The sequence below is a fragment of the Reichenbachiella sp. genome (assembly GCF_039941815.1).
GTDB lineage: Bacteria > Bacteroidota > Bacteroidia > Cytophagales > Cyclobacteriaceae > Reichenbachiella.
In genome coordinates this window covers 544,619-557,090 of the sequence record NZ_JBDVDW010000032.1, presented here as the reverse complement: position 1 = coordinate 557,090, position 12,472 = coordinate 544,619, and the positions used below count along the sequence as shown (strand labels likewise).

At 40.2% G+C, this 12,472-nt stretch carries 8 protein-coding genes; 4 read left to right on the top strand and 4 right to left on the bottom strand.

All coding sequences use genetic code 11. The features are described 5' to 3' along the window. Positions 1-15: 15 nt before the first annotated feature. Positions 16-711, bottom strand: coding sequence for a CDP-alcohol phosphatidyltransferase family protein (locus ABJF11_RS09630; RefSeq protein WP_348119608.1), 696 nt, complete (start codon positions 709-711; stop codon positions 16-18). Beyond that, positions 708-1,319, bottom strand: a complete 612-nt coding sequence (locus ABJF11_RS09625; RefSeq protein WP_348119607.1) for an MBL fold metallo-hydrolase — start codon at positions 1,317-1,319, stop codon at positions 708-710. Before ABJF11_RS09625 ends, ABJF11_RS09630 begins: the two co-directional genes overlap by 4 nt. A 100-nt stretch (positions 1,320-1,419) precedes the next feature. Between ABJF11_RS09625 and ABJF11_RS09620 the strand changes: the two genes are divergently transcribed. Genes ABJF11_RS09620 through ABJF11_RS09610 form a run of 3 tightly spaced genes read left to right on the top strand, consistent with a single transcriptional unit; the run spans position 1,420 to position 6,663 of the window. Next, positions 1,420-2,478, top strand: coding sequence for an FAD-dependent oxidoreductase (locus ABJF11_RS09620; protein WP_348119606.1), 1,059 nt, complete (start codon positions 1,420-1,422; stop codon positions 2,476-2,478). A 12-nt stretch (positions 2,479-2,490) separates the two neighbouring features. After that, positions 2,491-5,736, top strand: coding sequence for a translocation protein TolB (locus ABJF11_RS09615; protein ID WP_348119605.1), 3,246 nt, complete (start codon positions 2,491-2,493; stop codon positions 5,734-5,736). A 51-nt stretch (positions 5,737-5,787) separates the two neighbouring features. Continuing rightward, positions 5,788-6,663 carry a YicC/YloC family endoribonuclease gene (locus tag ABJF11_RS09610; protein WP_348119604.1) on the top strand — a complete coding sequence of 292 codons (876 nt, stop codon included), beginning with the start codon at positions 5,788-5,790 and terminating at the stop codon, positions 6,661-6,663. A gap of 98 nt (positions 6,664-6,761) precedes the next feature. On the opposite strand, the gene ABJF11_RS09605 is transcribed toward ABJF11_RS09610, so the two are convergent. Together ABJF11_RS09605 and ABJF11_RS09600 are read right to left on the bottom strand one after the other, a co-directional pair. Next, positions 6,762-10,292, bottom strand: a complete 3,531-nt coding sequence (locus ABJF11_RS09605; protein ID WP_348119603.1) for an ABC transporter permease — start codon at positions 10,290-10,292, stop codon at positions 6,762-6,764. 113 nt (positions 10,293-10,405) lie between these two features. After that, positions 10,406-11,266: a DUF1080 domain-containing protein gene (locus tag ABJF11_RS09600; protein WP_348119602.1), complete on the bottom strand. Its 861-nt coding sequence runs from the start codon at positions 11,264-11,266 to the stop codon at positions 10,406-10,408. A gap of 184 nt (positions 11,267-11,450) precedes the next feature. On the opposite strand from ABJF11_RS09600, the gene ABJF11_RS09595 reads away from it, so the two are divergent. After that, positions 11,451-12,467 (top strand): T9SS type A sorting domain-containing protein, encoded by a 1,017-nt coding sequence (locus ABJF11_RS09595; RefSeq protein ID WP_348119601.1) that lies wholly within the window; start codon positions 11,451-11,453, stop codon positions 12,465-12,467. Positions 12,468-12,472 lie beyond the last annotated feature (5 nt).

Below are 12,472 nucleotides of genomic sequence, written 5' to 3'. Positions count from 1 at the left end.
CTTCTGAATATTCACCTAATGTGCAATTTTTGACCCGATATGTACAGCCACTGAGAGTACGATATATAGGGCAATAATCATAGGTAGCGAAATCAGTTGGAATAATACTATCAGTCCCAAACTGATAATCAAAAAAATATATTTCAATTCGTTTCCTTTCCACCCATATTGCTTGAATTTGAATGCCATCATTGGTATGTCGATTACCAACAACAGCGAAGTGATGGTGGTAATCATGATTAATACCCATAAGTCACTCAATAAAGCTACCCATACTCCATCTGCGACCAGGTACGCCAATGAAATAATCAAAAAAGCATTGGCCGGTGTAGGCAAACCAAAAAATTGATCTGATTGTCTTTCGTCATTGTTGAACTTCGCCAGCCGCAATCCTGACATGATTGCCACCAAAACAGAAAAATACGGCCAATAAGTTCCAGGAGCAGCAATTTGTATCATTTTGTACATGACTAAGGCAGGCACAATGCCAAAGGACACCATGTCGGCAAGCGAATCGAGGTCTTTGCCAATGTTAGATGTAGAATTGAGTATCCTGGCAGCAAATCCATCAAAAAAGTCTGCAACTCCCGAAAGAATAGTATAAACAATAACATATTCGAGTCTACCTTCAAAGATCTCAATGACGGCCAGGCAACCAAAAGCCAAATTGAGGCTTGTTAAAGCATTGGGAATGATATTTCGAATGTTCATTTTGAAAGTGCACAAAAAGGGTTAGATACTTTCTCCTTACCTACTGTGGTGGTCCCTCCATGTCCGGGATATACAGTGGTCTTCTCATCGAGTGTAAAAAGTTTTTCGTGAATACTCCGAATCAGGGTATCAAAATCCCCTCCTGGTAAATCTGTTCGGCCTATGCTTCCCTCAAATAACACATCACCGCCAATGCAGATATTTTGTTGCTGATTCACAAGGACAACATGTCCTGGCGCGTGACCAGGGGTAAACAATACTTCTAACGTCGAATTACCAAAGTTCACTTGATCACCTTCTTCGAAAAAATCATCCGCCTCTGAAGTTTCAAAATTTTGAAACCCATAAGCTGGCGCATACACTTCCACTGATTTTAGTGTGGCCTCATCTTCCTGGTGAATGGTAAGTTTCACACCATATTTCTTCTTGACAAAGGCATTTCCAAAGACATGATCTATATGACAATGTGTGTTTATTAACCGAACCACCTTGAGATCATTGGCTTCAATAAATGAGGTCAATTCTTCTCTTTCTGCCGCTTCATAACACCCAGGATCAATAATTATGGCTTCTTTGGTCTCATCATGGAGCACATAAGTGTTTTCCATGAAGGGATTAAATACAAAATTCTGAATTTGGATCATAGATTCTAGCTGTAAGTCTGCAATTTTGTTGGATTATTGCTCAATCGCAAATATAAGCACAAGCATGTATGACTACTTAATCATCGGCCATGGGTTAGCTGGGGCTATACTATCTCAAAGATTGATAAGCCGGGGCAAGCAGGTGCTGGTGCTGGATCAGCCGCAAAATAATATCTCCTCAAAAGTAGCGGCGGGACTTTTCAATCCTATAACAGGCCGCAAAATGTTCAAAACATGGAATGCTGATAAATTCTTCCTTGAACTTCTTAATTATTACCCCTCATTGGAAAAGACATTAGCCGAGAGTTTTTTTCATCCTATCGGAATCTACCGTCCTTATTTTGCACTAGAGGATCAAAATGACTGGGAATCTAAAAAAACAGAACCTAGGTTTAGCCCATTTATTGTTGAGGCCACTACCACACCGCATCAGGCTCACCGGCTCAAGGACCCACACGGTGGACTACATTTGAATCAGTCAGGTTACGTTAATATTGTCAAGCTCTTAGAGGCTAATAAAAAGCATTTGATCGATAAGGGTAGTTACCAGGAAATAATGTTTTATGAAAAGGATTTGCACACGCATAGCGATCACTTTTCTTTTGATGACAGGAAATTCAAAGAAATAATATTCTGCAACGGACTTGCCGCCGAACAATCCGAATGGTTCCATTGGCTGCCATTCAGTCCGGTTAAAGGTGAGATCGTGGATATAGAAATGGGAAAGCGGCCTACGACGATTTACAATCGTGGCATTTTTATTTTGCCATTTCAAGACCAGGTGGTGCGTGTAGGCTCTACTTATCAAAGAGACTTTGATCATATGAAGCCAACCGAGGACGGACAAAATGAATTAATAGATAAATTAGAAGGATTGTTGAACGAAAAATACAAGGTCATTGCAAGCAGAGCAGGCGTGCGTCCTGCGACAAAAGATCGACGCCCATTCATTGGAAAACATCCAGATAATGAACATATTTATATCTTTAATGGTTTTGGTTCCAAGGGTGTTTCACTAATACCAGAATGTTCAAAACTATTCACAGCACATTTGTTGGACGGAAAAGCACTCGATACTGAGATTGACGTCAATCGTTATTACTCGTATTATCTTAAGAAATAAAATATTCACAATATGCGTTTGAGGGTACTACTTATTGGTCTGATTCTTTTCGCTTCTTCGGCTTCATATGCCCAGGAACATAGGAAGGTTTTCGGCCAAAATAGAGTCCAGTACAAGAGTTACGATTGGTACTATTATGGTACAGATGATTATGATATTCACTATTATAATCTTGGTGAAGACTACGCAAAACTAGCCCTGGATTATCTGGACGAAGAATACGACAAACTTACCGATCTGCTAGGATACGCTCCATTCTCAAAAACCAAAATATTCATATACAATTCACCAGTAGACCTAAAGCAGAGCAATATTGGGGTGGATGGGGCGACTTTCACTATCGCTGGCCAGACCAAATTTGTAAAACTTCAAGTAGAGGTGGCTTATCCCGGTAGCATTCTTGAATTCAAAAAAGAACTAAGATTTAGGCTAGCACAAATGCTGTTGGACGATATGATGTTTGGCGGCAGTCTGGCAGAAATGTTTCAGAGTGCCTATCTACTCAACTTACCCGAATGGTTTATCGGCGGAGCTTCCAACTATGCTGCCTATGGGTGGAGTGTCGAAATGGATGACTATATGAGAGATTTTCTGGTAAAGAAAAAAACTAAAAAATTGTCCCGCCTGGAAGATGTGCGCGCACAAATGGTAGGGCAGTCGGTTTGGAATTACATAGCGGTCAAATACGGTAAAAGCAACTTATCCAATATTCTCAACCTGACTAGAATTATCAGAAACCCAGAGCACAGTATTGCCAGCTCACTTGGGATTTCTTTCAAGCAATTCAAATATGAATGGGCTGAGTACTATCGTAATGCAAATGCCTCCCTTGATGCGGCATATGATTCACCAGAAAAGGATAACAAACTAATAGCCAAGACAGGCAAAATCGCCAAACTTACCAAAGTGAGAGTCAGCCCAGACGGCAAACATTTGGCATATGTAAATAACTATCGTGGAAAGTATACTGTCAACGTCCGGAATCTTGAGACTGGAAATGAGAAAACAGCCTTGCGGGGGGGATATCATGTAATCAATCAGGAGGTCACTACAGAACTGCCAATCATAGAGTGGATTTCTGAATCAAAGCTGGGTATTATACAAAACTGGTACGGCACCAATTATTTGGTTTCTTATGATCTACCTACGCGAGCAAAGCAGCGAAAATCACTACTACGATTCAACCAAATAAAAGGAATTGGATTTAATGACAATGGCAAGTTGGCCGTGATTAGCGCTGATATTAAAGGTCAAAATGACCTATATCTCATTAGTATGAGAAGAAACGCAGTCAAGCGCCTGACAAGAGATAAATATGATGATTTGAATCCAAAGTTTATACCTGGAACAGATGCTATCGTGTTTAGCTCGAATCGTCCTAGCGATACTTTGAATCTCGAGCTTAACAATATCAATGAAGCTTCAGATGCGCTCAACCTCTTTGCTTATGATCTGGATACGACTACCAATGTGGTCTTTCGTATGACCAATACATTGAGCAATGACTACTACCCCGTGCCTGTTGATAGAGAAAATGTTTTCTATTTGAGTGATCAGAAGGGAATTTACAATTTATACAAGTACAATTTCTCTAACAATATCTATAATCAGGTGTCCAATTTTAGAACGAGCATCCAGGAATACGACATCAATCACGAGTCTCATGATCTGACTTTTCTTATGCTGGATAGAGGAAAATCTAGAATATATCTACATGAAAACTACAATTTAGATCAAACCGCCTTTACGCCACCCACCTTGAGAAATCAGCTGGAACAAGTTGAATTTATCAAAAAACGAAGAGCAGAAAATGCAAAAAATAATCTTCCGCAGGAGGAGGTCGAACTCGAACTTGGTGAGGGCCTATTTGATATCGAAGAAAGTGAAGACCAGGATGTGATCGAGGAAGAAGAAGAGGACATATTCATCGATACTGATGACTATAGCTTTGAAGATGAACTAGAGGAGGAGGAAGACGAAGAGCAGGCATTTTCATTTCTAACCACCTATCAAAAAATGCAAAAAGAGCCAGAGGTTACTGGTCCTCATGAATATGAAACGGCATTTTCATCCAACAATGTAATTACAACATTCAGAATTGATCCGGTAAGAGGCTTTGGTATTCTTATGGAATATGAAATGAACGATGTTCTTGAAAATCATAAATTCTATGGTGGATTTATGGCGATTACAGACCTCAAATCAGGAGATTTTTTTGCAGAATACCGTTTCCTAAAGTATACCATAGACCTAATGGCCAGATATGATCGAAATGTCTATCTGGAAGAGAGAATTGACTTCACTGGAGCCACTGACGAGGTCATTCAGAAATATAAAAAGAACACATTTACTCTGGGCGCCTCTCTGCCATTGACCGTAGCTACCAGATTTGATTTTCAGCCATTCATCACCTTTACTCATTTTTACAATCTCAATCCTGATATTCTTGCTGGCAACTATTCTCAACAGAGCAACCCAGCAGTAGAATCACACAATACATTTGGTGGCTTCAAAGCCAATTGGGTGTATGACAATACTCTGGCAAATGGATTGAATTTGTACGAAGGCAGTAGGGCCAAAGTATCGTTTGAACATTTTCAGGGCTTAAATGACAATGCACTAAGCTTTAGCAAATTTACGGTGGATCTGCGCCGGTATCAGAAGATTTCGAGAGAGCTGATCATAGCGGCTAGGGTGTATTTTGGTAGATCGTTTGGTAGAAACCCAATGACCTATATGCTGGGCGGTATGGACAATTGGGTGGCCAATCAAAAAGAAAATACTGATCAGGTAGATTCCCCTTTGAATTTTAACAACTCTAAGGATAACACAGATATTCTATTTACAGAATTCGTTAATCTACGGGGATTCAACTATAATGAATTCAGTGGCTCTAGTGTGCTTACCGCGAATGCGGAGCTTCGGTTTCCAGTTATCAAATACTTTTCAAGAGGTTCTATCAAGTCCAACTTCCTTAGGAACCTTCAATTAATAGGCTTTTATGATGTAGGCTCAGCCTGGACTGGAAAGTCTCCGTTCAATGATGACCACGAAGTAAATACCAAATTGGTGAAACGTGAGGGGTCACCATTCGAAGCAGTGATCAGGACATCTGATAATCCCTGGTTGGCAAGCTATGGTTTTGGGGTCAGAACCGTAATGCTCGGATACTACGCACGATTTGATTTTGCTAAACCAATGGCTGACTATCAGGTAGGCGACATGAAATTCTACCTTAGCTTGGGTTACGACTTCTAGTCTACACCATATCTGATTTTTAATACTCCGCTTATTTGACGATTATTGCACATGCTAAAATCAATGACTGGGTATGGCTCTGCGGCATTTGAAAATGATCAAATGAGCGTAGATGTAGAAATCAAATCTCTAAACTCAAAATTTCTTGATATCTCTACCAAATTACCCAAAGAGGTGGCTTCATTTGAAAATGAAATTAAGAAAATTCTAACCGAAAAAATTGTTAGAGGCAAGGTCAATTTTACCATTGAAATATCATTAAAATCAGGGCTCGGAAGTGCCGGCAAACTCAACTCTACACTATTCAAACATTACTGTCAGGAATTGCGAAAAAGCATTTCTGAGGAAGTGCTGGGTGAAGCTGACCTCGTAAAAGAAATATTAAAAATGCCCGACATCTTCGAGTTTGAAGAATCTGCTAGCGAAGAGGTGCCAAAAGATTTATTGTTTGACCTTATTGGTCAAGCATTGGATTCGTGTGAACAATTTCGAATTCAAGAAGGGGATGCTGCTCAGGCTGCACTCAATACATTTGCGAAGCACATTGATGAAAAGCTCATACTTATCAAACAAAAAGAACCGGAACGAATCGTCGTTATCAAACAACGTATACAGGAGAGTTTGGCTGAGTTAGGTGCGTCGGACAAAACGGACCCAAATCGATTTGAACAGGAGCTGATTTACTACATTGAAAAATTGGATATTGCAGAAGAAATAATTCGATTGCAAAACCATATCGCCTACTTCCACGAAATACTGGCCGAAGATGAATCCCAAGGTAAAAAACTCGGGTTTATCAGTCAGGAAATGGGACGAGAAATTAATACTATTGGTTCTAAAGCCAACAACTCCGAAATCCAGAAACTTGTCGTTGACATGAAAGATGAGTTGGAAAAGATCAAAGAGCAGGTGCTCAATGTAGTATAAGCCCTGAAGTTCATCTTACTTTATTGGAAAGAATGGATATCAAAGTTATTAGAGGAATTAAATAAAAAAACCCTGACCACGTAGTCAGGGTTTTTTTATTATTCATATCTCAATGTATTGACTGGATTAGTAGCAGCTATTTTGGCCACAACGACGCTTACACTAGTGACAGCAACAAGTAGCAGCAGCAGGACTGACCAGACAAAGGGCATTACACCAAGAGTAGCTTGATAAGGAAATTCATTAAGCCATTCCTGCATAATCAGGTAAGACAGCGGTAAGCCTAACGCCAAAGCAATCCCAATCAACTTAGCAAATTGCAAAAAGATCATTTGCACAATTTGAGCTGGACTCGCGCCTAGTATTTTGCGAATACCTACTTCTTTTATCTTCTGACTCATCATGGCTAGAGCGATACCAAGCAGACCAAGACAAGCCAAGAACAGTGCAACAAAAGCGAAGGTTGAAAAAACACCCAAAGTTCGAATTTCACCTTGATACAATTCTTCCAACTGTCGATCAAGAAAGTGATATTCAAATGTCTCATCAGGAATTGTTTTTGAATATATCTCCTCTATGGCTTTTATTGATTGCTGAAAATCTTTGCCCTCAAGTTTTACAACTGTGTGGTTAAAGTCTCGAGGCCGATATTGAATAATTAGCGGATTGATAGATTCATGTAGAGACTTGTAATGAAAATTCTGTACCACGCCCACCACCGTTACCTCAAGCTGATAGCCGTCCAGATGCCAGACCAATTGTTCTCCAATTGGGTCAACTAACTGTAGTGCCTGCACTGCAGCTTGATTAATCACCACATTGGTTCCTGCTGAATCTGCTGAGAAGCTATGATCAAATGTTCGCCCTTCAAGAAGTTGAAATTCAAATAATTCCAATAGGTCAAAATCAACAAAAATCTCTGAAGCACTGGTTCTATTCGTTGGGTCTTTTCGTGTACTCACCGGATGATTGTTGAATTGGGAGCCAGGCATGTTTGATGCTGCCGATACGGCTTTGACTCCAGGTATTGTCCTTAATTCATTTTGAATTGTACGAGCCTCTGAAAGGTCGATGCCTCCATGCTCTACGCTCGATATGATAGGTAGTGATATCACGGCAGTTTGATCAAACCCCAATTCTTTCGATTGCATATAATCTATTTGTCTTAGAATGATTAAACTGGAAGCGATAAGGATAGCTGAGACTATAAATTGGCAAACGACAAGAAGGCTCCTCAATCTGCTATTACCTCCGCCACCTGATACTTTGCCTTTCATCACCTCAGAAGGACGAAATGAGGATAAAAAGATGGCTGGATAAAATCCTGCTATTAAACCTACCATTAGACTAAGCAAAGAAGCTTTGGTTATGAAACCAAGGTTCATTAGATCGGCTATTGTGAATGACTTAGAACTTAGGTGATTAAAAGGGTCTAACAGCATCGTAGTCAGTCCCAAGGAAATCCCTAGAGCGATCAGGCAAAAAAGAATAGACTCAAGATAAAATTGAACCGTAAGGTTAAATGATACTGCGCCCAATGTCTTTCGTACACCGATTTCTTTGGCTCTTTCGACAGACTTAGCAGTAGTGAGATTCACATAGTTGATACCTGCTATTACCAGAATAAAAATCATAGTACCCATCAGGATGTAGACATACAAAACATTGCCATTGTTTTCTAGTTCCCACCTTAGATGAGAATAGAGGTGAATATCCGTAATCGATTGAAGTTTGAAGGCCATAGTACCATTGTCAAAGGCAATTTTGGCATCAGCTCCCCAGTTTAGATAATCCAGAGCCCAGTCCGGTATTTTAGATTCAACATCTTGAAAAGAAACGCCTTCATTGAGAACTATATAGTTGAAATGTCCAAAGTCTGCCCAAGTCATCCAATAGCTCTCTGGGTTGATATGCTTTACAGTAACATAAGAAATCAATGCATTGAAATGAAAGTGAGAGCTTTTTGGCATGCCCGCCACCACAGCAGAGACCTCCATTGGCATATCACTGACCTCCAGGACTTTTCCAATAGGATTATCATCACCAAAGTATTTATTAGCAAGCTCCTGCGTTATCACCAAGGTGTTTGGTTCTTTTAGAGCATCCTTGTCGCCCGCAATAATTTTCATTTGGAAAACCTTAAAGAAAGTAGAGTCTGCAAAAAAGAAATTAGGTTCTTCGAAGGCAATATTGGTCACTGGGTTTTCAACCGAAATATCCTGTTTGATTAGCCCTGCTCCATACCATGGCGAGAGACTCACACTTTCAACCACTTCTGAAAAATCTCTTTTCATGGCTTGAGCCATCGGATGCGGCGTACGAGTTTGTGGAGGATCACCAATCCAGCTTATTCTGTAAATATTTTCATTGTTAGGGATAGCTCGATCAAAGGACAACTCGTCCTGAATGTACAAATAGATGAGCATGCTACATGCAAATCCTACTGTCAGCCCAAGCAGGTTAATTAAGGTAAATACCTTATTTCTACTCAGAGTTCTAATAAATGTTTTAAAGAAATTGACGACCATATTACGTTTGAGTTTATTTGTGAATTGATAACTCAAACTAAAGGTACGGTCAGTTGTGGATGGTCTTTTCTTATCGGGAAGAGGTTCTTCCCGATAAGATCGAACGTCTTTAGTATCCCTATATTCGGAAGGTGTAAGCCCCGTCAGACGCTTGAATGCCGTGTTAAATGCAGACTTAGAGTTATACCCAACCATGGCAGCTATATTTTCAACTTTGGTCTGTGCCATGCTCTGATCTTTGAGCAAATATCGCGCCTCTCGGATACGATTTTGACTTATAAGTTCTTGGAAGCTTATTCCCTTAGACTCATTGAGGACTTGCGATAAATGATGGGTTGTGGTATGAAGCAACTCTGCCAGACTACTCAAAGAGGCGTCGTCATTTAAATAAAATTTCGATGATGTCATGAGCTCATCTAAACGCTCCAAAATTGAAGCTTTTTGCGCAGCCGACAGGGTTGATTTTTTATACTTGTTGGCTACAGGAATGGGTGTGGTAAAGGAGGATTCTCTAAATACCTGATAGTAGACTATCATAAAATTGAACCCCACAGCAAGACCCAGCATCCACAACTCAAAATAATTACCAAATGCCATCAACAAAAGCAAAAGCAAGAAATTATACACAAGGTAATTTCTAAACCATATCAACCTTGATCCAGGGCTCTGAAACCAAGAGATTCCCCGATGATCGCTCTCAGCTCTAACAATACGAAACAGATCTATCAATAAACCAGCGACGGCGCCTGTGCTCAAGCTTCTAATAAGCCAATTCTGATTAAATAGATAAGCACTGCTAGCAACAAGTATTACAAAAATCAAAAACCACCAGTATTTCGATTTGATTCTTGAGTTTTGCGTAAATAAGGCTCTGGCAAACCAGTTGAAAGAAATCCCAACAAAAATCATTGATAGATGAAACCAAGGCCCAATAACTAATGCTTTGCATACAAATAGTGATAGGTATGCGATCACTAGCTGGCCAAGAAACCTGCTGGAAGGGTATTTATTGAAAAGCAAAAACAAGCAAAGGATCGCACCCATTAAAAGGGTGCTCGCCATCATCATTTCAAACCAAGGCCGGGACAACCACTGCTCCATAGGATAATATTAGGTAATTAAATGCTTTGTAGAAAACCTAACTTTGAGGATCGTGTCTCTTATAGAAAATTCACTGATCCTAATTTGATACAATTCAATACTATTTCAGCGCTTTAGAAATATTTCACAAAACGCTCAGGCATGATTTCTAACTCTTGAATTTCAATGTCTTTGAAATAGACTTCTGCTGCTTCACTCTGCAGTTGAATTTTTCCCTTAGTCAGTGGGATAGATTTGCCATTTACAACATATCTGGATTGGCGAAGAATCATGACTATTTCGCCGTTGACGATATGGATACTCTTGCCCTCATAGCAGATCAATTCCAAAGTGTTCCATTCTCCTTCAGGCTTTTCATAGTTATTGCTACGTAGGCAGAATCCTGGGATTTTTTCACCTTCTCCCAATGGAATAAAAGGCTGAGATGCGTCCGCTACAGGATTCATAATGTATTCAGGAATATAAGCTCTCACATCTATGGCTGAGTTGGCTTGATTCCAAAAGTCTCCCATGTGCCCTTGCATGATTTGAAATTCCTGAGAAAGCATCCATGATCTCCAATGCTCCGCTCCATGTGGCCCTATAGAGTGGTACAATATGCCAGAATCTTTTAGTTTATTCTCTCTGGGTATCCACTTCCCCGTTCCCCACCTGACTTTTAACCGAAGGTGATAGTTAGCATATTCCTTTTTTGTCACCACACATCCATATATCTCACCAGTGACTTTAAGGACTGGAGTTTGGCCATCATTCTCAACAATGAATACCTGCTGGTCGATTGGGTTCAGACCGACTGGCTCTATAAGAGCTCCAAACTGATCAGTGGGGTGGTCTCCGTTATATTCTTCACTATGCTTGAAACTCAAATAGGTATCCCATTGAGATAGGTCTTGATCCAAAAGAGTCACCCAACGATCTTCTTTCGGAGTACATGAAATAGCTAGTAGAGCAAGGGTAAGTAATAGCTTGGACATAGCTCTGAGTTTTGTTGAATCTAAGATAATCTCATAAAAGATAATCAGGTAGGAGATTTTGCACATATAGGGTAGAATAATTCGCATGGTCGTCAAGCGATACGAGTTTTGCTATCGAATATTAGGGTAGGGTATTGACGAGACTTATCGTTTGATCTGAAGAAGAAAATTCAAATTTACTGTTATGATAAAATCCCCCATTTATCTATTCTATTTGGTTCTATCTATTTTTCTATTCACCACGGTTGTAGGAGTTGCACAAACTACCACCGCTCAAGATGGAACAGGAGGTCCAGACCTTTGGACCAGTGCGGCCAACTGGGACAATGGAGTACCTGATTGCGCTTCCCATACTTCTATTGTCATTCCGAATGGCGTGACCATAATCATAAGAAATACAACAATAGATTTGTCAGCCTGTGATATTGATATCACTATCGAATCTGGAGGCACACTCAGGTTTGGTTCAAATAACGGGAACACGTCTTCACTTGTCCTCAGTGCAGCATCCAGCATCACGCTGGAATCGGGAGCTGAGATAGAAGCCAATACATTGGGGACTTCGACTGGCCCTGAGATTACTATCAACATCGGAGGAAACGAAACTTGGGACGGGAGTGATGGTGATATCATAGATGAAGGAATCATGGATGAAACAACCACAGATGGATCGCTGCCGATTGGTTTGCTATCCTTTGAAGGTGTGCAAAAAGAAGACCATATCTTGGTGTCTTGGGCTACCGCGTGGGAAGAGAACAACGATTATTTTGCTTTAGAGAAATCACTGGATGGTGTGCATTTCAGCGAGCTTCAAACCATCGTAGGTGCGGGAAACAGTTTGGTGACACAGTATTATACTTACCAGGATGAATTAAGCAATGCTGCAATTGTGTACTACCGATTAAGACAAATAGATTATGATGGAAAATTTGAGGAGTTTGAAGCTATCAGTGTCCGACTCAGTGGTATGCTAAAAGATCAGCTAATGATCTATCCTAACCCAACAGATGATTTCGCACTTTTGACAGGAATCGTCGATGAACTAAGCTCACTTAAGGTATATGACTTAAGTGGAACACAGGTATATCCTCAAATCATATCGACAGCTAGCAGTATTCAGATATCTTTTGTCGACCTGCTGCCCGGCTCCTATATTCTTAGAACTGCCACACAATCATTAAGAATCCAAAGGAACCCTTAACTATA